This is a genomic window from Klebsiella sp. RC2 (genome assembly GCF_014192815.1).
GTDB classification, from domain to species: domain Bacteria; phylum Pseudomonadota; class Gammaproteobacteria; order Enterobacterales; family Enterobacteriaceae; genus Klebsiella; species Klebsiella variicola.
On record NZ_JACHYL010000001.1, the window covers coordinates 1 to 21,805 of the forward strand.

The 21,805-nt window shown below is 55.0% G+C and carries 18 protein-coding genes; 12 read left to right on the forward strand and 6 right to left on the reverse strand.

What is annotated here, in order from left to right:
* Positions 1-882: AraC family transcriptional regulator (locus FHW76_RS00005; protein WP_260182173.1), on the forward strand; the 882-nt coding region annotated here is incomplete at its 5' end.
* Between the two features lie 414 nt (positions 883-1,296).
* Here the strand turns inward: FHW76_RS00005 and FHW76_RS00010 are convergent.
* The 6 genes from FHW76_RS00010 to FHW76_RS00035 form a co-directional block, all read right to left on the reverse strand.
* Complete coding sequence (locus FHW76_RS00010; RefSeq protein WP_117143168.1) at positions 1,297-3,696, reverse strand: adenosine deaminase; 2,400 nt, start codon at positions 3,694-3,696, stop codon at positions 1,297-1,299.
* A 32-nt stretch (positions 3,697-3,728) separates the two neighbouring features.
* A complete protein-coding gene (locus FHW76_RS00015) occupies positions 3,729-6,581 on the reverse strand; it encodes an archaeal ATPase (protein ID WP_117143167.1) in 2,853 nt (950 codons plus the stop codon).
* A gap of 1,001 nt (positions 6,582-7,582) precedes the next feature.
* Positions 7,583-8,572: an isopenicillin N synthase family oxygenase gene (locus tag FHW76_RS00020; RefSeq protein WP_023340290.1), complete on the reverse strand. Its 990-nt coding sequence runs from the start codon at positions 8,570-8,572 to the stop codon at positions 7,583-7,585.
* 20 nt (positions 8,573-8,592) lie between these two features.
* Positions 8,593-10,011 (reverse strand): amidohydrolase family protein, encoded by a 1,419-nt coding sequence (locus FHW76_RS00025; protein ID WP_183476073.1) that lies wholly within the window; start codon positions 10,009-10,011, stop codon positions 8,593-8,595.
* An 11-nt stretch (positions 10,012-10,022) separates the two neighbouring features.
* Positions 10,023-11,012 carry an ABC transporter substrate-binding protein gene (locus tag FHW76_RS00030; RefSeq protein WP_022065085.1) on the reverse strand — a complete coding sequence of 330 codons (990 nt, stop codon included), beginning with the start codon at positions 11,010-11,012 and terminating at the stop codon, positions 10,023-10,025.
* Positions 11,013-11,308: 296 nt separating this feature from the next.
* Positions 11,309-12,208 (reverse strand): LysR family transcriptional regulator, encoded by a 900-nt coding sequence (locus FHW76_RS00035; protein ID WP_004202952.1) that lies wholly within the window; start codon positions 12,206-12,208, stop codon positions 11,309-11,311.
* Between the two features lie 206 nt (positions 12,209-12,414).
* On the opposite strand from FHW76_RS00035, the gene FHW76_RS00040 reads away from it, so the two are divergent.
* From FHW76_RS00040 to FHW76_RS00090, 11 genes are all read left to right on the forward strand, one after another.
* Positions 12,415-13,383, forward strand: coding sequence for a PDR/VanB family oxidoreductase (locus tag FHW76_RS00040; RefSeq protein WP_080923448.1), 969 nt, complete (start codon positions 12,415-12,417; stop codon positions 13,381-13,383).
* Between the two features lie 11 nt (positions 13,384-13,394).
* The gene (locus FHW76_RS00045) at positions 13,395-14,678 is read left to right on the forward strand and encodes an amidohydrolase family protein (protein WP_183476076.1); all 1,284 of its coding nucleotides are present in this window, start codon (positions 13,395-13,397) and stop codon (positions 14,676-14,678) included.
* Complete coding sequence (locus FHW76_RS00050) at positions 14,668-15,147, forward strand: RidA family protein (protein ID WP_183476079.1); 480 nt, start codon at positions 14,668-14,670, stop codon at positions 15,145-15,147. The genes FHW76_RS00045 and FHW76_RS00050 overlap by 11 nt, the downstream gene beginning before the upstream one ends.
* Positions 15,144-16,025: a creatininase family protein gene (locus FHW76_RS00055; RefSeq protein ID WP_183476082.1), complete on the forward strand. Its 882-nt coding sequence runs from the start codon at positions 15,144-15,146 to the stop codon at positions 16,023-16,025. The genes FHW76_RS00050 and FHW76_RS00055 overlap by 4 nt, the downstream gene beginning before the upstream one ends.
* A complete protein-coding gene (locus FHW76_RS00060) occupies positions 16,025-17,008 on the forward strand; it encodes an ABC transporter substrate-binding protein (protein WP_016161232.1) in 984 nt (327 codons plus the stop codon). Before FHW76_RS00055 ends, FHW76_RS00060 begins: the two co-directional genes overlap by 1 nt.
* A complete protein-coding gene (locus FHW76_RS00065; protein WP_004175785.1) occupies positions 17,005-17,835 on the forward strand; it encodes an ABC transporter ATP-binding protein in 831 nt (276 codons plus the stop codon). The genes FHW76_RS00060 and FHW76_RS00065 overlap by 4 nt, the downstream gene beginning before the upstream one ends.
* Before the next feature lies 1 nt (position 17,836).
* Positions 17,837-18,652 (forward strand): ABC transporter permease, encoded by an 816-nt coding sequence (locus FHW76_RS00070; protein WP_049162721.1) that lies wholly within the window; start codon positions 17,837-17,839, stop codon positions 18,650-18,652.
* Between the two features lie 26 nt (positions 18,653-18,678).
* Complete coding sequence (locus FHW76_RS00075; RefSeq protein WP_183476084.1) at positions 18,679-20,100, forward strand: FAD-binding oxidoreductase; 1,422 nt, start codon at positions 18,679-18,681, stop codon at positions 20,098-20,100.
* Between the two features lie 384 nt (positions 20,101-20,484).
* Entirely contained in the window at positions 20,485-20,961 is a 477-nt protein-coding gene (locus FHW76_RS00080; protein ID WP_008804564.1) for a hypothetical protein, read from the forward strand.
* A gap of 1 nt (position 20,962) precedes the next feature.
* On the forward strand, positions 20,963-21,391 hold the full coding sequence (locus FHW76_RS00085) for a hypothetical protein (protein WP_044650152.1): 429 nt from the start codon (positions 20,963-20,965) through the stop codon (positions 21,389-21,391).
* Positions 21,392-21,424: 33 nt separating this feature from the next.
* Entirely contained in the window at positions 21,425-21,727 is a 303-nt protein-coding gene (locus FHW76_RS00090; RefSeq protein ID WP_051975541.1) for a hypothetical protein, read from the forward strand.
* Positions 21,728-21,805 lie beyond the last annotated feature (78 nt).

Here is a 21,805-nt window from a genome sequence, read left to right on the forward strand (position 1 = left end):
CTTTATTCACGCCTTTTACCGCATGCCCCGTGGGGGATAAGCTTTGTAAGAAGTGCTTCAATTCGCTTTGGATTCATGGTTTCTGGACATGGAATTCTTATAGTGGAAGGCGTTGAAAACCCCATTGAACTGCGGCAAGGAGATGGGTTCCTGGTGAAGCCTGAGACCCTTTTTTCTCTGGTAGATAACCCTTCTACTCCAACACAATGGTGCGAAGATATCTTTGCTGAATGTTCAGGTAATAGTCTCAGTTTTGGAGGTGATGGCGAAGTGGCCAATATTCTCTGTGGCTATTTCTCCTTCGATACTACGGGAGCAGAACCGTTGCTTTCACTGCTGCCCTCAGTCGTGGTCATCCCCTCTGACGCTGCCCGTTCACCACTTTTGGAAGCGACGTTAAAACTACTGGCTATCGAAAGTACCGAACAGCACATGGGGTCGCGTATAGTCGTGAGCCGGCTTGCAGACGTATTTTTTGTACAGGCTATCAGAGCACATTATTTACGCGAGCAAACACATAAAAGCTGGATAGCCGCCCTTGCCGATCCCCGTCTTAGCCGTGTGGTGAAACAAATACACAGAGATATCGGGAGACCATGGAGCCTCAAACTGCTCGCTGCGGAAGCAGGGATGTCGCGCTCCGCGTTTGCAGTTCATTTTAAGGACATAACAGGAATCACTCCCGGGGATTATCTCACTCACTGGAGAATGTACCGTGCTCGTTGTTTACTGAGACATCCACAATTGACCCTGGCTAAGATTGCAGAGATGGTGGGCTACGATTCAGGAATTACTCTGGGCCGCGCATTCAAGCGTTTCACAGGAGTGACAGCGGGGGAATATCGTAAACGGTCCGGGCAGGGACCTGACAGTCAGCTTTGAGCTGTGAGTTCAATGCAGCGAGCGGCAATGCAGTCCGATTGGCTTGTTTTGTTATGTGCCGAACTCATTGTGCGCTCTGAGTATCCGGTGTGCCCGTCTAATTGTTCGTTAGCTATTGTAACTCATTAAGATATATAGAATTGATAAATAGCCTAATTTAGGGGCCTTGGCGGCGTGGCACCGTTGGCCCAAGGCCATTTGCGGGTGATATCAATAGCTTCTTTGATACAGATTGCAATGAAAGGCCACATGCATAGACGACAAAACTCTCTCCCAGACTAACAAGCAAAATGATCTTCGGAAGTTAAATGTCGACCGAGAAACATATTTCCCAGCTCCGCGACAATATCTTATAGAGGGGTACCAATGAGCCCTGCGGATCTTGAACAATTACAGAATCTCGATGTATACATGCTAGCTGACATCATGAAAGCGATAAATCCGCCCATTCTCGTTCACCTCTGCCACCTTTCTCAAAGCCTCCGCTGGCGACAAACCAAACTTTCGGGTTAACACAACGAACAAATGATAGAACTCGGATTTCAAATCCGCTGCAAAGATCCCCGGATCATCAGATCCCAAACAAATAGACATAGGGACGTCACCTTCAACCGCCTCACCCGGCAAGCCTATCCAGCGAAAGATATGATGTTCGCTGACATCTCGATACTGACTAATGCGAGTATTGCTGGTCGGAGGGCATTCTATCGCAATGTTTCGGTCTGCTATTTTTGCCATTACAGCTTGTTGTAATGCAATAACTGCTTCATCCGGCAAATATTCTAGGGCAACTTCAACATATTCAGCACGCTGCTTTTGCGCATTGTCAGATGTAAGCCATTGCTTATACAACTTCAGCGGCCTTTTCATACCTGCCGTTTTAGCCAACTCTCTGGCGCGCTCGTACTCTTCCAACCATAGGGATCTGGGTTTTAATGGCCCATCCAGTTCACCCAGTAGGCCTTCCGATTCAGCCAACATCCCCCGCAACTCAAACACCTGATCAAGGGTGGTAATCGAGATTTCTTCTTCCAGCGAAAATACCTCATGGGCCAAATGAACCGCTTCAATCGCTGCATCACTAGCGTAACGCAGCAGTTCCGGATGACTTCGAAGTTCCCGCCAGATAAATATCAAATCGAGCAGTCGCGTTTCTTTGGTCATGGACAAAGACAATGGCAAAGAGCGTTTCCAGATGCCAGGTGTGATGCCAATCGCCGTGCAGTGACCAAGACGGTCGCCATTCCGCAACGGCAAAAACCTCAAAGCATCATCAATTGATCGAATACCACTGATCAGATGCGGAAAGTCCTCGCCAACATGATAGGTAAAATGAGCAACACCCGATTTAGCCAGCACTCTGAACAAAGGTCCAAACAACTCTGGTGGAGCATGCATCTCATTAGCAGCAGCATCCACTCCTCGAATCCAGCGTGTTAAGCGCGGCTCATGCTTCAGCATATCCATCAAGATAGAGGCCTGATTCTTCAGGTCCTTGAATAGTAATGCATAAGGATAAACCTCTCCCTTTTTGGGCTTTCTTTTGATAAAGTGCGGCACTAGCGCCAGCTCTGCACACTTGCCATTAGTTTCAACCCGTTCGAGATTATCGAGTACTTGCGACACAGTCAGCGGCTTATCATGCACCCATTCAAGAGGCATATGAGCACTCAGGTATTCCCAATACCCTCTTAACACACTGAAGATCAATTTTTGCATTTTGCTGGGGTCGCTCTTCGGAGCAAAACGTCCTTCCAGATAACGCACCTGAGAATACACACCGGCACCATGCGCATGTTTGAAACGAGACAAATAAGATTTCTCGGTTTCTTCTCTCAGCTCTGTCATGGTGTATTTCTGGAACTGATCAAAACCGAAAAAATCGTCTCGCTGAACCAGTAAGGTCAGGTACTGATTTTGAATCAGAAGGTAAATCCAAAGCAGTCGTTCCAATCCTTCGGGCGCACCATACCGCCATTTTTCCAACAACGCGGTTAGCCAGCAAAATTCAGACTCCTGACTGTATTTGTCGTCAGTTGGCCAAACCGTCGCAAACCCATACTCCTGGTCATAATGCAGAATTGTGCTATCCGCTAACTGCTGCGGATTCTGCATTGATGCTATCCACTCTGGTAACTCAACGCCCTGAGCGACCCGACAAAGAATTTCGCGAATATTGCTAGCGATTTGCAAACGATCCTTGAAGATTTCAGGCGTCAGAGAGGGGTCAATCTGGGCGCAGAGTTGTTTCATCTCTTGAGATGCCCAGCCCTTATCAAAATCTCTGATGCTAACTTCTGGGTGCTTGAGTGCATCCAGCCAACACTCTTCCGCACTGGTACTGCCATTCAGATGTTGGTGAGTTTCGTGTAGGCGTTCACGGGTAATGTAGTCCTCAACCGTCGGGTGATATGGGTATAAAGGCCAGCGAAAACTATATTCCTGGCTGGCAGGCCCAGAGTTAAAGACCTGATGACACGCCATAATTGGCAGGCACGACACTCGGCTCATCAGCGTTTGCCATTCCGAGAACAAAGCAAGATCGGTTCTAGGGCCGTCTTTCTCGTTTTTAACAAATTTTTCAGCGATTAGGCGCAAGGCCGCTACTGGACCAAGTTTCATATTTCGCTGTTTGAGTCGCTGTTCCAGGGATGACCAAGCCGACTTGGCTACATGATCAGGCAAACTACGCATTTGTTCGTATTGAGTAAGGAACACGGATGACTCCACCCTATCATCAAGTGATACCTCATTTAACGAGACGGTGCTCAGCCGATCCAACAGCAATGCCGAGTTAAGAAGAAACCTTTCCATACCCAATCCTTATACGAAGGCCATTATTATTTTTATACGTTGTCATTTATTGAAGGCAACTTAGTTTTCCTGGCTGGTGTAGCTTTATCGTATGATGCTCCAACGATTGTGGAAGAATTCAGCGATGTTATAGTGTTTTGAGACGCCAGCTGTTTAATGTTTCTTTTTCGATTATCATTTTCAGATAAATAATCCCATTCTTCTTTGGAAAGTAATTTATCGCCAACAATCTCACCAATCAGTTTAAGGAAACTTACTTCCTTGCTCAGTGCTTTGGCTGAACAATTAACCCCCCCTACAGGAAAAATGAACGGATGTAGAATTGGACAACTGATTAATAAGAAAAACAATGGATGGGTATCTTTCCATTTTTTCTTATCCACTTTCAATTTTCCATTCATTACATTTATCTTTTTCTCAAACTCATCAACTGAAGTGACTGGATTTAGTCTTAACCCTTCACCGATATATTTCCCATTACTAACTGAATGATAAAAACTCTCTTCAACCAATACCGCATGAAGAAAAGCCAAAACATTAAAACGCATAATTTTCGCAGCATTTGATTGACTGGCCATTAGTCCATGCTCTGCATCTTTATAGAGCCTAGTTTTATGCTGATCAGCCACATTATTAAGGTTGAAATACAACCGAGTCCATACTTTACCAATCAAAAGTGCCGACGGACGAATTTCATTCTCAATTTCATTTACTTTATTAAGCCATTGCTCAACTTTTGTAATGGCATCAGAAAATTCCGATATGCCATCCTGCTGATTGTCATCCTGTTGTCTGTCATCAGTTGCGTCATCATCCATGGGATCTAGGTCAACATCCAAAACAGCAGCATCTTTATCCGCCCTTTTACTTGAGCCTTTCATTTCTGCACGAGCAGCAGCCTCGCTCCATGGGGGAACAATACATGTTGTCTGAGCTACAACTTTATTAAAAGCATTAGTAATGGCAGGTCTTTCACGACGACATGCAGAGATATCTGCAATGGCACCAATCAGATTAAAAACACTACTGAAATCCATAAGGTTATTTGAAGCTACCGTACTCAAGGAAGCCGCCATTGCGGCTTTTGCCAAACCATACTCAGTATCAATGTTAAATTTTTTGTAACCCTCGGGCATCTTTTGGCGTGATTTACGATTTAACTGCACCATGCCAAGAAAAACGCCAACCTTTTCATCATTAGGGTTGTTTGCAACCACCGCACAACATCGATTAGCCCAATGTGAGGCGCTTTCAATTCTACCAACAGACATATAAGCTACATATTCACTAACAATCTGGTCGAATTTTTCTCTATCATTTTCAGCCTGTGCTAACTCGGTCACAAATTGATTGAATATGCTGATGGAACCACAACCAACTAAAAGCATCTGTAAAAATTTAGACAGACTACCCTGACAGTTTTCACTTACCTGAGAGGCTAAGTAAATAGAGCAATTTCTTAATGCTTCACTTTCAGACTGAGGCCGCAAATAAAATCCGGTGTTAAAATCACGATCCTGCTTTACATAGGTAAATATATCCTTACAGAGCGAATCCATACCAAATCGATGTTGTTCATAATTTAACCCAGCTCGATAAATGCTGCTTAGCATCGAACCATATAAGGCATTTCTAAGTAAATTCGGAACTGATAACTCATCAGATCTTTCATTGCTGCCTTGTTTACCATCATGTTTTACCGATGTAGCATGATATTTTTTGGTGTAGAAATCCTGAAGCACCTGCATCAACAACCGCACTGGCTGCTTCAGCAATTCATTCACATACATGTCTGCATCAGAGCCCTCTCTCAAATTAAGGCCTTCCCTAACAGCATCGCCAATCGCTTGCCGGACATCTATGGCAGCAATATCCTGCATGTCAAGCTTAGTTTTAACCTTGATATTCTCTTTACCGCCTTTTCCCTTTTCGCCGACCAGTTGCAACATAGTTTTCAGTTGAATACGCTTTTGTACCGGAAAAATTTTTAATAAATATTGCTGTTCAAGGTGTTCAACCATATAGCCCCGCTCGGCTAAGCGGGCGCTCTCTTTTTCCTGATCGAGCAAAGTTTTGCTGTAATTTTCGTATTGCTTACCGCGAATCAATTGCGAATATAGCCGCAAGTCACCTGTCGCCACCACCAACAATTTCTGGCTATTAAAGAATTTACGAATAGATTCAAGTACATCCCACCCCGCTTCAAACTGAGTATCAATATCATCAAACGAGATCAAAATGGCTTTGCAGCCGAGAATTTCACATGCACGTTCAACCAGCTTCTCAAAGATTTCTGACAAATCCTGGCCACCAATGGAGTAATCAAGCTGGGCATCCAGCTTCAAAGCATCACTGAAATATTCCGGCTTATATTCCTTGTCTGTGAGCAGATGTAAACCACGCTGGAGCTGCGCAAGGTGATTCTGCCATTGTTCTTTTTGTTTTTTATGGTCATTCGACGACCAGCATCCTTTTAGCTTGTCGGACACCATTTTATTCAGACGGGCAGTCACAGTGACCAAAATGGGTTCATGACGCGGCAACTTGGTAGGGTCGATGGTCGGCAAACACTTGATGCTGACATTGACATCACCTTTGTCACTGTTCAGAGATTTGACCACGCTATTGATAAAAGTGGTTTTACCCGCACCGCGAGTACCATCCACAAAAAATACATTACGACCGGACTCATCAATAAACCGTGTTAGCCCAGCAGACTTATCGGAGTCAGGAGAGGTAACCGAGTTCCGAATACTCTCGACCAACTGATCACGCAGAGATTTCTGAATGAGATCATCTTCTTTGGTACTGCCCGGAAGATTGGGCGCAAACAAGTTGATGATGATTTTTCCCTCGGTCGTTTCAGTCTGTACGCTGTCTGTCATGTTCGTATCGATCCATTTTTTGATTTTTTGCCAGCCTGAGCATTAGACTGGTGCTTTAAATTTACACTGCGTTGATTTATGCAATGCTCATTGACCTTAGCTTCAATCAGTTCGTTGGGACGCGCTTCGCCACGATCCATCTTACAAAACCACCTGCAGCGAAGGTAAAACTGACCACCGCATTCATTACCCCCAACCACGCGACTGAACGGTTCATTTTGTCGGGCAGACATTACTGTACGGAGTGTGGGACCGAGGGTAAAGCATGACATGCTCATATTGTGTCGGCACACCTCCACTAGTTCTAACTGATAATATACTAGCGTTAACTTATTGATAAATATTAACTAAAATCAATTAATACTCCTGTTACTAACAGCGTGCTGGTAAATTATTACTTTTTTCTAGCCATTTGTTTTTAGGTTGTTCTACCCTAAGTACCTAAATTGTCTGGACTTACCTTCTTCAGCAACAAATGAGTGTTGCCTGTTTATTTGCTCAACGCGAACCTGTTTTATGGCGAAAATAAACAACTATTAGTATTTATCCACATGAACAACCAATGTCTGCTCCTGGCACAGAGCAGACGTTAAAACCTACAGCATCGGGAAGCTTCAGAATGCCGCGTCAGCGGCATGGAGGTGCCAGATGAGGTTACATGTGTCTGTGGAGTCACATGGCGCCGAAAGCCCGGTGTAGCCGGTTACCGAGCTATAAATTCGGTCCCCCTGCCCTGGTTAGCCTTAACCCACTAACAGCAATAAAGAAGTTAAGGTAATCCCTTTAACCCCGGTGAGCTGGCTTTACGGCGTTTACGACGTAAAGGACGTGATTTTCAGGGCCTTAACCAAGGTAGCTTGCTGCTGACGCTTAGGGGGATGTTCTTCAGATATTTCAGTGACACCAGGCAACTTAACACGGTAGCTGAAAAGCTCAGCGCCGGATATCCTGCCGCCCGGCCAGCGAAAGCCGGCGGCAGGTATACCATTCAAGAGCGCATCTTACCCTTTGGCGAAATTCGCCTGGATCCGCTGCTGCAGATAATCCTCGGCGCTGATGGGCGGGTACTTTCTCTGCGGCCCGAGGATCTCGACATCTTTATTGGCCTGGCAGAAAAACGCCAGGCTGTAGCGCGGCCCCTGATATTCGTGGGGCAGCGGATTTTTCACCCGGTGGAAGTTAGACGGCAGCTGGTCGTCGCTCCAGCGCATCAGCATATCGCCGATATTGCAGGTGATCACCTCCTCCCGCGGTTCAATGCTGGTCCACTGCTGGCTTTCGCGGTCTTTACCGGGACAAACCTGCAGGCCACCCTGGCCGGGGCGCTGGAACAGCAGCGTCAGACAGTCAAAATCGGTGTGCGCGCCGGCCCGCCACATCCCCTGCTGCGACTGCTCGGTCGCATAGTAATGCAGCATGCGCAAGGTGCTCTGGTAGGTGTCTCGCTGCGGATCGTGCGCGGTGGTGAAAAACGATTCCGGAAAACCGAGCTTCAAAGCAAAGCAGGAGAGGATCTTCATCCCCAGCTGCCAGCACTGCGATTCAAACCCGAGCATCGTCTGCTTGAATGCTGGCAACTCCCGATCGCTGGGCCAGCGCCCGGCCATCAGCGGCCGGGTGATCTGATACGACTCTTTTTGATCCGGCGTGCGGGTCGATGGCCGAACCTGCGCTTTGCTTTCCCAGCCGGCGTTGCCGGCCAGCGGATACTGGCGCTTCACCTCGTCGGGCAGGTCGAAAAACGCCTCGGTCATGCTGAACGCCTGGCGGATATCCGCCAGCGGAATACCGTGGTGGCTGACCTGGAAGAAGCCGATCTCCACCGCCGCCTCCCACAGTTGTTCGGCAATGTCATTTTTTCTTTCGGCAAAGTTCGACAGGTCGATACAGCGCACTTCGCGGGCGAAGGTCTCTTCGCCCTGGGCGCCCATCAGCGCCTCTTTTTCCAGTTCCTGTAAGGCGTAGCGTTGATTCTGAGTGGTTGCGTTCATCGTCATTATCCTGTTATCAGTTAAACAGCGGCGCGCTGCTGGAGGGTACGGACGGCCGCCAGCGCGTCGTGGCGCATCGCGTCAAGGTCGAGACCGGGAATGGCGTCGTCTTCCGCGATGGGGCGGCCATTGAGCAGCAGCGCCTTCAGCGCGGCGCGCCCACCGCAGGCCACCGGCCCAATGGCCATATCATGCAGGCCGAAGTAGCGCGGATCGTCCAGCCGGTAAATGGCGAGGTCCGCCTGCATGCCGATCTGCAGGGTGCCGGTCTGCGCTAAGCCAAGGATCTGCGCGCCGCCGGCGCTGCCCCAGCGCACCACATCCTCCACCGTGGCCGCATCGGCTCCCCCCTCGAAGGTGCCCCCGGCGTAGCGCGGCTGCGCCAGCATCCCCTTGCGCGCGCGTTGCAGCAGCCATGCGGCATGGGCTTCGCTTTGCATATCCGCCGCTTCATTCGAGGCAGCGCCGTCCACCCCCAGCGAGACCGGGACCCCGGCCTGCTCCAGCGCCAGCAGATCGGCGATGCCGCTGCCCAGCCGGCCGTTGCTTTGCGGGCAGTGGGCGATGCCGGTTCCGGTGCGGCCCAGCAGGGCAATCTCCTCCGGCAGCAGCTTCACCAGATGGGCAAACCACACGTCATTTCCCAGCCAGTCGTGTTCCGCGCAGAACTGAACCGGCGTCATGGCGAATTTCTGCCGCGCGGCGTCGAGATAATCGACGGTTTCCGATAAATGGCTGTGCAACCGGATCCCCAGCTGGCGGGCCAGCTTCGCCATCTCCCGCAGCTGGGCGCCCGGCGCGGAGTGCAAGACGGTAGTGGGCGCCATCACCACCCGGCGCAGAGAATCGGGCCGGGGGTCGTGATAGCGGCTGACCAGCCGTTCGATATCCGCCATATAGCCGTCGAAGGTTTCCGGACGCAGCGCCACAGGCAGATCCTGTTCCACCGCCCGACCCTGGGTCGCCCCACCCCGGCACAGAACGATGCGCATCCCCAGCGCTTCCCCTTCGCTGAAGACAATCTCCGAGGTATCGAAAGGCATATCCGGCCAGTACAGGTAGTTGTGATCCGCCACGCTGGCGCAGCCCGAGCGCAGAAGCTCCACCAGGCCGATGCGCACCGCCAGACGAAAGGTATGTTCATCGAAAGCCGCGCGAAAGCGGTACGGCGTGGCGCTCAGCCAGGCCGTCAGGCTCTGGTTCAGCCCCTGCGGCTCGCCCTTCAGCAGCGACTGAAAAAGATGGTGGTGCGTGTTCACCCATGCCGGATAGATCACACAGTCGCGGGCATCGATCTGTCGCTCTTCCGGCAGCGGCGTCAGGCTGCCGATGGCGGCAATCTTGCCGTCGCGGATGCGAATATCCGGCCCGGCCAGCCGCGCCGCCTCTCCGGGCAGACCGCTGAGGATGGCATGGGCATTTTTAATCATTAATGACATGGCGTCGCTCCTCAGGGTTTAACCTGCATGGCCTGAACAAATTCGGTGGTGTAGGCCTGTTTCCAGTCGGTGGCCGCCGCCAGCAGACCGGTACTGACCATAAAGTCGCGGGTCTTCTGCCAGCGCGCGTCGGTCATCGTCCCCCAGCCCTGGCTGGCGGCATCCCCGCCGTCGATCAGGTGATGCTCACGGATCTGGGTCACGCCCCAGGCGAGCAGATCGTCGGTCATTTTCGGATTGTCCTGCTTAATCAGCGCATTTCCCGGCGCCGGATCCTTGAGATAGCTCACCCAACCCTCCATTGAGGCGCGGACGAACTTCGCCATCGCCGCTTTCCGCTCGGCGATGGTGTCCGGGCGGGCGATAAGGATGCCGCCATACGGGGGATAGCCGTGCTCGGAAAAGAGGAAGAAGTTCGCCTTCACCCCGGCCTTCTGCACCTGGAACACCTCGGAGCTGACATAGGCCTGCTGGGCGACAGCGTCATCGACGACAAAGGGTTGAATATTGAAGGTATAGGGGCGAACCTGAGCGTCGCTCAGCTGGTATTGCGCCTTCAGCCACGGCCACCACGTCGCCTGACCGGAGCTGGAGACCAGAAGCGTTTTGTCTTTCAGCCCCTGCAGGGAGGTGACATCGGCGTGGGTCAGCAGCCCCTGGGGATCGTACTGAAAGGGCGCGGCAATGGCCTTTGCCTGGAAGCCGCGCTGAATGCCTTCCAGCAGTTGCAGATCGTAGCCGATGATCACATCGGCCCGCTTCGACAACAGCAACTGCATGCCGTTGACCTGGGGTCCGCCGGAGCGGATCTCGACGTCGAGACCATATTTTTTGTACAGCCCAGTGGCCTGGGCCTGATAATAACCCCCCTGCTCAGCCTGAGCGTACCAGGAGGTCAGCAGAACGATTTTCTCCTCGGCCTGAACGGCCAGCGAGACACCGCCGAGAGCCATCAGGCCCAGCCAGCGAAAGCCCCGGGGAAGGCGTGCACGACTTTTCATTATCCCTCTCCTCTTCATGCCGGGAGAGGGGCGAGCAAACCACGGCTCAGCCTCCCATCCCGGTCAACATTGAACCGCGACATGGTGACTGAGCAATGTCCCGTATGGATAACCCGTACTGACCGCTTCTACTCACACTCAGCTATACAAAAACAATGCCAGATTTGATTGTCCCGCGAGCAGCCGCGATAAATCGCCTGCGCCGCCGCCCACGGGCATGCAACCTTTGATTCATGCACACCAAAAACGCACCATTATGGTGCACTAATGAATGATTTTAGTGCCTGCCCGGTCGCTCACAGCTGACTGAAGAGCATCTCCAGCTGGTTCAACATCATCGAGGCGGCGAGGGAAAGCTGGCGGGCGGGCGAGACGCACAGCGCCAGCGTGAAAGGCTTAAGCTGCGGATCGGTTAGCGGTACAAACGCCAGCTGGCCTGACTCGATCTCATCGAGAATATCCAGCCGGCACAGGATGCCGATGCCCATCTGCTCTTTGATCAGGGTGCGGATCATGTGAATGTTATTCGACACCGCCACCTCCTTCACCTCGTTGCCGCTGATATTCACCAGCGCCTCCACCGGCTCGCTGATCATCAACGGGGCGGACGGCAGGATAAACGGGTAGTCGATGCACTGACTAAAGCGCACCGCGCTGCGGCTGGCCAGCGGATGGCCGGTCGGCACCACGATACCCATATTCATCTCGGCAAACGCCCGCACCTGCAGTTCGCGGGAGGTCTGGGGATTGAGCATGATGCCGAAATCCGCCTCGCCAGAGATCAGCGCCTGCTGAATGTGGATATTGTTGATGGTGGTCAATGTAAAAGAGATGTTGGGATAATGTTTATGCACCTCTTTGAGCATCGTCGAAAAAAAATGCCGGTTAATGGCATCGATGGTAGCGATACGCACATGCCCCCGCCGCAACCCGCGCAGGTCATCCAGCTGTTCGCAGACCCGGGTAAAGTCCTTTTTCCAGTTATTGGCCGCGTGCAGAAGCAGCTCCCCGGCGGCGGTCAGCCGCAGCCCGGTGGGGTGGCGCTCAAAGAGCGGCATCGCCAGCTCCTGTTCCACGCGCAAAATCTGACGGTCGATGGAAGACGCCGACACATGCAGCGCCTCTGACGCTTTACGAAACGATCCCTGACGGGCCACTTCGGTGAAATAGAGCAGAAATCGGGAGAAGGCAAACATGGTTTGGGTGCTCTCTTTTTTGCAACGGGTTGTGCGAATCAAAGCTCTGGACGCAACAGTTTTATCACAATACCGTAGCATTCATAGCGGAGAAACGATCGTTTCAGCCATTTTTTGCACGCCGGACAGTTTACCGCGAAGGGGAGTTATCTCTTCGCCGACCCTGGCCGCCCTGCAGACAGCGGAATGAGGGAGAGTAAACGGTAATGCACAGCCACGATCTTATTTCGGTCTCGGTCGGGGAAATACGCCCCAATGGAGAGGGAAATCTATCATTAATATTGCAGGCGGCGGCCGGGGAAATATTACCGGCCTACTCCGCCGGGGCGCATATCGATATTATTATTCCCGGCGTTGGCCCCCGGCAGTATTCCCTGTGCGGCACGCCTGACCGCAGTAATACTTATGAAATTTGCGTCAGACTGACGGACGCGTCCACCGGCGGCTCACGCTATTTGCATCAGCAGCTCAAACCCGGCGATCGGCTTGCCATTTCGCCTCCGCGTAACCATTTTCCCCTGCCGGAGGCCGGGCGCTACCTGCTGTTTGCCGGCGGTATCGGCATCACGCCGTTGCTGGCGATGGCTGAAGCGATTGCCGCCAGAAAGGGAGCGCTGGAGCTGCATTATTATGTCGCCAGCTCGCGCCAGACGGCCTTCTCCCCGCGCCTGACCCAGCTGGCTGCGGGCGGCACGGTGGCGATCCACTGTAGCGAGGAAGGCGCGTCGTTTCGCCAGCGGATCCCCGCCTGCTTAACCACGCCCGATCCTGATACCGCAGTGGTAGCCTGCGGCCCGGAGGGTTTTATTCAGCGACTGCAGTCGGTCATGGAGGAATATCGCTGGTCGCCGTCGCAATTCGTCTTCGAGCGTTTTACTCCCGCGGCGGAAAATAATACTGCGGCGAAAAATGCGTTTTATATTGAGCTGGCCTCCAGCGGGCAGCGCCTGCAGGTCGCCGCGGATCAAACCATTGCTCAGGTATTACAGCACGCCGGCGTGGAAGTGATGCTCTCCTGCGAACAGGGAATGTGCGGGTCGTGTATTACCGGGGTCCTCAACGGGATCCCCGAACACCGGGACAGCGTGCTGACGGCGGAAGAGAAAGCGGGCAACGACCAGATCACGCTCTGCTGTTCGCGGGCGAAATCGCCGGTTCTGGTTTTGGATCTGTGAGGAGACTGACGATGACGTTCCCCTCCTCTTCCGCGCCGCTCGCCGGTATCAGCCGCGCCCGACTCCCGGCCTGGGCGCTGCCCGACGGCTGGCCGACGCGGGCCAACGGTGAACCGCTGCTGGCGGACCTGGCCTTTCGCGATGGACGGATCGCCGCCGTGACGCCGTCCGTCGAGCCGGCTCCCGGCCTGTGGGACCTGGCGGGGGCGTTGACGCTCCCCGGCCTGGTAGAACCCCATGCCCATCTGGACAAAACCTTTACCATTGAACGCTGCCGTCCGGCGCAGGCCGGGCTGCTGGCGGCGATCCACGCCATGCACGAGGATCGCCAGCACTGGACCAGGGCGGATATTCAACGTCGGGCGTCCGCCGCGCTGGCCCGGGCGGCAGCAAATGGTGTGACCCATTTGCGTAGCCATATCGACTGGTTTACCGCCGACGCACCGGACGCCTGGCAGGAGATCGCCCGCCTCGATACCGTCGGCATCACCCTGGAGCGGGTGGCGCTGGTCCCGCTGACCCTGTTTCGCGATCCGGCGGACGCCGGGGCCATTGCCCGAACGGTCGCCACCAGCGGGGAGGGCTGCCTGCTGGGCGGCTTCATCCACTCCTCCAACTGGGACGCCGCCGCCATGGCAAACCTGCTGGATAGCGCGGCCCGCTGGGATCTGGATCTGGATTTGCATATTGATGAGGAGCTCAGCGAAGTGTCTCAGGGGCTCACCTGGCTGGCGGACCATCTCTCCCGCCACCCTTTTCCCGGGCATATCTGCTGCAGCCACGGCTGCGCGCTGGCCGCCGGCAGCGACGAACAGGCGGCGCCGATCCTGCGCCAGCTGGCGGCGCACGGCGTCACCCTTATCGCTCTGCCGATGACCAACCTGCTGCTGCAGGATGCGACATTCGGTCGCACGCCGCGCCAGCGGGGGATCACCCTGCTGCACGAGGCGCAGGCCGCCGGCGTGGCCACCCTGCTCGGCTGCGACAACGTGCAGGACGCTTTTTGTCCGGCGGGAAGCTACGACCCGCTGGACACCCTGGCCTGCGGCCTGTTCAGCGCTCAGCTCAGCGACCTGTTCGACCGGCAGTCGCGGCTGATCTGCGATCGCGCGGCGCTAACCGGTTCGCCGGCAGACGCGGCGCCCTTTGCCATCGGCGCGGCGGCCAGCGTGGTGATTTTCCCGGGTAGCGACCGTTTTACCTGGCCTTTAAACAGCGCCGCCCGTCTGGTGGTTAACCACGGCAGGTTAACCCACCGGCGCGTGTGGCAAGAGGAGATGGCACATGAGTCTTGAAGCAGGCGCGGGGGCGCCGCTGGCGCGGTATGCCGCCTGGCGCAGAGCCGGCGATTTTATCTTTCTCTCCGGCATTATTCCGGTCAATCCCCTGACCGGCACCATCGTCAACGGCTTTCAGGATGTGCCTGAGCCGGTGCGGGAGCTGCTGGGGGCGACCGGCGAATTTTCAACCGATGCGAAACAGGGCCCGATCCTCGCCCAGAGCTGGTACGTCCTGGAAAGCATCCGCCACACCGTGGCGTCCGCAGGAGGGCAGATGAGCGACGTTATCAAGCTGGTGCAGTACTTTCGCAACCTTGACCATTTTCCCTATTACAGCCGGGTCAGAAAGCTGTTTTATCCCGACCAGCCGCCCGTTTCCACCGTGGTCCAGGTCAGCGAAATGCTGCCCGACGCCACGGTATTGATTGAAGTTGAAGCGACCGTCTGGTTTCCCCAGCCAATTCACTCCGAGGCACCGCGATGATTAACGGTTACATTCCTGCAGCGCGCTTTCTCCCTTTCCTGAGCTGGACGGACGTGGCCGCCCTGCCGGATAAAAGCAATACGGTTATCGTCCTCCCCACCGGGGCGATCGAACAGCACGGCCCGCATCTGCCCTGCTCGGTGGACAGCGTGATATCTTCCGGCGTGGCGGGCCATGCCCTCGCCCGGCTGCCGGCGGCGATCCCGGCCTACGCCATCCCGCCGATCGTCTACGGTAAGTCCGAGGAGCATCTGCATTTTCCCGGCACCCTGACCCTCAGCGGCGATACGCTGCTGCATACCCTGCTGGAGATCGCCGAATCCCTCTATCGGGCCGGTTTTCGCAAGCTGCTGATGATCAACGGCCACGGCGGCCAGCCGCAGATCCTGCAAATCGCCTGCCGGGAAATGCGCCTGCGCCACGGGGATTTCATCGCCATCCCGCACGATGTGTTCAACGTGCCCAACTGCGAAAAACAGTTTCTCAGTCCGCATGAACAGCGGATGGCGATGCACGCCGGACATAGCGAAACGGCGCTGATGCTGGCGCTGGCCCCGGAGTACGTTCATATGGAGCGGGCGGTCGCCAACTTCCCGCCGGAATTCCCCTGCCCGACCCTGTCGAAAGGCCGCCCGGCGGCGGCGTGGGCGTCGTATGACTTTGGCCCCAGCGGGGTGATTGGCGACCCGACCCCGGCGACGCGGGAGCAAGGCGAAGGGCTTCTCTACTCCCTCGCCGCCAGCTGGGCGCAAGCGATCATCGAGATCCACCGCATGGCCTGGGTCGAACGTCACGAACCGACCTGGGGCAAACAGCACTGGCACGGCTTTGTGCAGTCCCTACCCCCCTCTTTCGCTGCTGAATCCAAGGAGCCATGATGAATACCAGACCGACGCTCGTTTTTACCCTGCTGACCGTGGCCGCCCTCGCGACCTCAGCCTCCTGCTTCGCGGCGGAGAAGTTTACGTTTCTCACCAACTGGTATGCCCAGGCCGAGCACGGCGGGTTTTACCAGGCCCAGGCCACCGGGCTGTATCAGCACGCCGGTCTCGATGTCGAGATTAAAATGGGCGGCCCGCAGATCAACGTCATGCAGTTGATGGCTGCCGGTCAGGCCGATTGTACCCTTGGCGACAACGGTCAGGCGCTGGAGACCTGGCAGGCCGGGGTGCATGCGGTGACCGTCGCTACCGTGTTCCAGCACTCGCCGACGGTGTTTATCACTCATAACAAAGTGGAGAACCCGGCGGAGCTTAAAGACAAAACCTTCCTGCTCGCTACCGAGGCCTATACCTCTTTCTGGCCGTGGGCGAAGAGCGAGCTGGGTCTGGCTGGCAGCAAAGTGCGCCCCTATACCTTTAACGTTCAGCCGTTCCTCGCCGATAAAAACCTGGTGCAGCAGGGCTACGTGACCTCCGAGCCGTTCTCCGTCGCCAAAGGCGGGCAGCCGTTCTATGTCTATCCGCTCAGCGACTGGGGATATCCGCCCTACGGCAACTCGATTATCTGTATGGCCGACACCATCCGCAAACGTCCGGCGGCGGTGGCAGCCTTCGTCAAAGCCTCCATGGAGGGCTGGAAAAGCTACCTGCAGGATCCCACCCCCGGCAACAGTCTGATCGCTAAAGCAAATCCGCAAATGAGCGCCGAGCAGATCGCCTTTGGTATTGCCCAGATGAAGCAGTACCAGCTGGTGACCGGCGGCGATGCCAAGACCGGCGGCATCGGCATCATCACCGAGCCGCGGCTGAAGAAAACCTGGGACATGCTGGTGAAAAACAAGCTGATCGACGCCAGCAAGGTGCCGTTTGAGCAGACTTACACCCTGGAGATGGTCAAAGACGCCGGAGTGATGCCATGAATACCGCCCCGAAACTGACCGTGATGAGCGACACCCGCTTTACGCCCGCCTCTGCCACCCCGGCCATCGAGGTGCTGTCGGCGGAGAAGATCTACAGCAACGGTACCCGGGCGCTGCTGCCCGTTAACCTGACCATCAATCAGGGGGAGTTTATTACCCTGCTCGGCCCGTCCGGCTGCGGGAAGAGTACGCTGCTGAAGATGGTCGCCGGCCTGGTGGAGCCCAGCGACGGCAAGCTGATGCTGTGGCGGCGCGATAGCCGGGAGAAAGCCCAGCATCCGCTCTCGTTCGTCTTCCAGGAAGCCACCCTGATGCCGTGGAGCAGCGTTCGCAATAACGTCAGGCTGCCGCTGGATCTGGCCGGCGTGCCGCGCGCGGAAGGTAATACCCGGGTGAGTGAAGTCCTTGAACTGGTGGGGCTGGGCAAATTCGCCGACGTCCTGCCGCGCGAACTCTCCGGCGGCATGCAAATGCGCGTCTCCATCGCCCGCGGCCTGGTCACCCGGCCAAAGCTGCTGCTGATGGATGAGCCCTTCGGCGCGCTCGATGAAATTACGCGTAACAAACTCGACAGCGACCTGTTGCGTCTCTGGCAGGAGCAGAACCTGACGGTGGTGTTCGTCACCCACTCGATCCACGAAGCGGTGTTTCTCTCACAGCGGGTGATCATGATGGCGGCCCGTCCCGGACGGGTGGTCGAAGATATCGCCATCCGGGAGCCGTTCCCGCGCAGCGAGGCGTTCCGCGTCAGTCCGGCCTTTTCCCTGTATGCCCGTCAGCTGCAGGACAGTCTGTTGCAGGCCAGCCAGTCCGGTATGGAGTCATAATATGAAAAACACAACCTCAACGCCGTGGGTCCAGCATCCGCGTTTTCTCAAAATTCTCTATCCGACCCTCGTCGCGGTGGCGGTGGTGCTCCTGTGGCAGGGCGCGGTGAGCTATTTTCGCATCCCGGCCTTTCTGGTGCCGTCGCCGCTGGTGATGCTGGAAAGCCTGTGGACGCATCTCACGCCGCTGCTGCTGGCGCTGCTGTTCACCCTCAAGATCACCCTGATCTCGTTTCTGCTGTCGATTCTCATTGGCGCCGCGGTGGCGTTTATCCTGGTGCAGAACCGCTTTGTGGAAACCGCCCTGTTTCCCTACATCGTGTTTTTGCAGGTGACGCCGATTGTCGCCATCGCCCCACTGATCATCATCTGGGTGAAGGATGCCACGCTCTCGCTGGTGGTATGCGCCACCCTGATGGCGGTGTTTCCCATCATCTCCAATACCACTCAGGGACTGCGCAGCGTCTCCCCCGGCCTGCTGAGCTATTTTCGCCTCAATCACGCCAGCCGCTGGCAAACGCTGGTGCGGCTGCGTATCCCCTCGGCGCTGCCCTATTTCTTCGGCGCGCTGCGTATTTCCAGTGGGCTGTCGCTGATTGGCGCGGTGGTGGCGGAGTTTGTCGCCGGGACCGGCGGGACCAATACCGGTCTGGCCTATCAGATCCTGCAGGCTGGCTACCAGCTGGATATCCCGCTGATGTTTGCCGCGCTGCTGCTGATCTCTCTCGCCGGGATCGCGCTGTTTGGCGTGATGTCCTGGGTTTCGCGCCGGGCGCTCAGCGCCTGGCATGAAAGCGAAGCCGTGCAATCTCATTAATATTTTGCTGACGAACAGGAAGAAAAATGATGACTGATGAGCAGCGTCAACACGCGGTCGCGGCGATCCAGCAGGCACTCCCGACGCTGGAGTGGACCTTACAGCCGGCGAAGATCAAACGGCTTTCCCGCGATTTTCACTGGTTCAGTCCGGTACTCACTGAGCAACTGGCGGGGAAACAGGCGGACGCGGTGGTTCGCCCACGCGACGAAGAGGAGCTGCGCCAGCTGGTCGCCGCCTGCGCGCAGCACCAGCTGCCGCTGACGCTGCGCGGCAGCGCCACCGGCAACTATGGCCAACTGGTCCCCCTCGAAGGCGGGCTGCTGGTCGATATGACCGGACTCAACCAGATCGTCGCCCTCGGCAACGGCACGGTGCGCGCCCAGGCCGGCATTCGTCTGGCAGACATCGAAACCGCCGCCCGCCCAACGGGATGGGAGCTGCGCTGCATGCCGTCGACCTACCGACTGGCGAGCCTGGGCGGCCTCTACGGCGGCGGGTTCGGCGGCATAGGCTCCATCAACTATGGGCCGCTGGCGGCGCCCGGCAATGTGCTCAGCGTCAAAGTGATGACCGTCGAGCCGGTCCCCCGCGTGCTGACCGTCCCGGCTCCCGAAGCGCTGCTGCTGCATCACGCCTACGGCACCAACGGCATCATTCTGGAGGTTGAGCTGGCGCTGGCGCCCGTGCACCAGTGGATTGAACGCCTGGACGTGTTTGACGATTTCGCCGATGCGCTGAACTATGCCAACGCCTGCGTCCGTTCGCCGGGGCTGGTAAAACGTCAGGTCGCGCTGCTGGCCACGCCGATCGCCGACTACTTTAGCCACCTCAAGGATCGTTACCGCACCGGGCAGCATGCGGTTATCAGCCTGATCGCCGAGGAGAGCGAAGGACTCTGCGCCAGCCTGTTAAAGCGCCATCGCGGGAGCAACGCCATCCGTCAGGCCAGCGACGAGGCCCGGACGCAAAACGCCTCGTTAATGGAATACTGCTGGAACCACACCACCCTGCATGCGCTCAAGGTGGACAATACGCTGACTTATCTGCAGACGGCGTTTGATCCGCTGCGCTATCCGCAGCAAATTTTACAGATGGAGCAGCACTTCGCCGGGGAGGTGATTTCCCATATTGAATTCCTGCGCGATATCGAAGGCAACCTCACCGCCAGCGGTCTGCAGCTGGTGCGCTATACCACGCCCGCGCGGCTCAACACCATCATGCAGATATTTCGCGACAACGACGTCAAGATTAACAACCCCCACGTGCTGCAGGTTGAGGACGGCAAACAGGGCGTGATTCGCCCCGACGTCGTGGCGGTGAAACAGTCTCTCGACCCGGCGGGATTGCTTAACCCCGGCAAGCTGCGCGGCTGGGCGCTGCGCGACCAGCTGGAACTGGACAGCAACCCGCTGGCGCGAGCCACCCGCGAAAGCCCCACGACCTGAGCGTCCCATTCCGGGGCGCGCTAACCGGTCGCTGGCCCGCTTCTCTTCCTCCTGCCCGCGCGGCGAGTTTTTTTACGCCACTCATTCATATGAATGAGTGGCGTCTCTGTTTCCTCCGTTATACTCATCAAAAAAGCGACGATAAATTTATTATCACGGGTTAATTCCGCGGTTCAGTTTTCGTGTCGAATTAAATAGTTATTCCGAACACGCTCTGGCGGATTATTTATTACGCGCTGTCATTTTATTACAACTTGCCGATTACCGGCCTGAACGACAAAAATGACCGTAAAATGAGTCGACATAAACTTGCCCCTATGAATTAAGCACATGATAAAAACGTCGTAAATTATTTTTATTCAACACAGCAATAGTGAGGATAATATGAGCGATGCCATTTCTTCGCAACTTGAAAACATCATTACGATGCTGATCGCCATCAGTATCGCCTCGGAAAGACTGGTAGAGATAATCAAAGGGTATTTTCCCTGGCTTAATCTGGAAAATCAGGATCCGGTCATCGAAGGACGACGCAAATCAGCCCTACAGATATTAGCGGTGGTTGCCGGTATTCTGACGGCGTTTTTGACCCAACCTTTCGTCGCCGGCAGTTTCTCGGCCATTAAACATCCGGACCTGATGACATTATGTATTGGCCTGATGGCAAGCGGCGGATCGGCGTTCTGGAACGTCATTCTTAATTATCTGTTGCAAGTGAAAAACCTGAAAAAGCAACAAGTCAGCAGCGTGAAAGCGGATCCAGTAGCCGATCCTGCCCCCCCTTCTCCGGTTTATCATGACGTGGTTCCTGGCGCAGAGCCGGTCAGCTCAAACCCCTGTTTCAATCCGGAGGGTAAATAACATGGTATGGCGTGTCGCAAAGAGTCTGCTGATACTCAGAGATCAGATTAATCAATATGCTCCGCATCGCAACAAGGACAGCGATGGCACCATTGGTGATGAACATCATGCCCACACCAACTCGGATCATAATCCGCAGGTGATAGATGGAAATATTGGTGTGGTAACGGCTATCGATATTACCCACGATCCTCTACATAAATGTGATGCTCAGGCGATTGTCGATGCGTTGGTCGCCAGCAAAGACAAACGAATTAAATATATTATCTGGAACAAACGGATCATTAGCGCTTCTGTCCAGCCTTGGGTATGGCGGGATTACCATGGGCCCAGCCCGCACGATAAACATTTCCACTTATCCGTGGTGCCGGTGAAAGCGCTGTACGATTACACCTTACCGTGGCTGTTATTTAATCCACATAAAAAATGATCCAGTTTTTTTTCCGATTACCGTGAGGCGAATATGACTCAACAAATCGACATTGAGAAAATAAAAGCGGCACTCAACGCCATTGAAGAACTCGAACAGATTGCCCGTTCAACGCAGCCGGCCGATATTAAAAATTTTTGTGTGGAATATAACAAAACATGGAAAAAGAAAGTGGATACCCTGCTGGCACTGATTATTGATGAACCCATCAGTTCGCTGTTAGTTAAACTGGTGCCTTACTTACCCACACTGCTGGTGATTATTAACATGCTAAAGGCGGGCGTTGAGCAATATTGTCAACTGCATCTCGCGGAGGAGCCTCCCGTAGATAAATAATTGCCACCCATCCGGCCAGGGCCTGCTCAGGCACTGGCCTCCCTCCCCAATCCCCCATCTGTCCACGTTTCTCTCAGC

Coding starts and splice junctions, on each gene's coding strand:
- FHW76_RS00040 (WP_080923448.1), top strand. CDS start 12,415: ATGCACAGCCACGATCTTATTTCGGTCTCGGTCGGGGAAATACGCCCC.
- FHW76_RS00065 (WP_004175785.1), top strand. CDS start 17,005: ATGAATACCGCCCCGAAACTGACCGTGATGAGCGACACCCGCTTTACG.
- FHW76_RS00035 (WP_004202952.1), bottom strand. CDS start 12,208: ATGTTTGCCTTCTCCCGATTTCTGCTCTATTTCACCGAAGTGGCCCGT.
- FHW76_RS00015 (WP_117143167.1), bottom strand. CDS start 6,581: ATGACAGACAGCGTACAGACTGAAACGACCGAGGGAAAAATCATCATC.
- FHW76_RS00045 (WP_183476076.1), top strand. CDS start 13,395: ATGACGTTCCCCTCCTCTTCCGCGCCGCTCGCCGGTATCAGCCGCGCC.
- FHW76_RS00080 (WP_008804564.1), top strand. CDS start 20,485: ATGAGCGATGCCATTTCTTCGCAACTTGAAAACATCATTACGATGCTG.
- FHW76_RS00030 (WP_022065085.1), bottom strand. CDS start 11,012: ATGAAAAGTCGTGCACGCCTTCCCCGGGGCTTTCGCTGGCTGGGCCTG.
- FHW76_RS00090 (WP_051975541.1), top strand. CDS start 21,425: ATGACTCAACAAATCGACATTGAGAAAATAAAAGCGGCACTCAACGCC.
- FHW76_RS00070 (WP_049162721.1), top strand. CDS start 17,837: ATGAAAAACACAACCTCAACGCCGTGGGTCCAGCATCCGCGTTTTCTC.
- FHW76_RS00010 (WP_117143168.1), bottom strand. CDS start 3,696: ATGGAAAGGTTTCTTCTTAACTCGGCATTGCTGTTGGATCGGCTGAGC.
- FHW76_RS00020 (WP_023340290.1), bottom strand. CDS start 8,572: ATGAACGCAACCACTCAGAATCAACGCTACGCCTTACAGGAACTGGAA.
- FHW76_RS00050 (WP_183476079.1), top strand. CDS start 14,668: ATGAGTCTTGAAGCAGGCGCGGGGGCGCCGCTGGCGCGGTATGCCGCC.
- FHW76_RS00060 (WP_016161232.1), top strand. CDS start 16,025: ATGAATACCAGACCGACGCTCGTTTTTACCCTGCTGACCGTGGCCGCC.
- FHW76_RS00075 (WP_183476084.1), top strand. CDS start 18,679: ATGATGACTGATGAGCAGCGTCAACACGCGGTCGCGGCGATCCAGCAG.
- FHW76_RS00055 (WP_183476082.1), top strand. CDS start 15,144: ATGATTAACGGTTACATTCCTGCAGCGCGCTTTCTCCCTTTCCTGAGC.
- FHW76_RS00025 (WP_183476073.1), bottom strand. CDS start 10,011: ATGTCATTAATGATTAAAAATGCCCATGCCATCCTCAGCGGTCTGCCC.
- FHW76_RS00085 (WP_044650152.1), top strand. CDS start 20,963: ATGGTATGGCGTGTCGCAAAGAGTCTGCTGATACTCAGAGATCAGATT.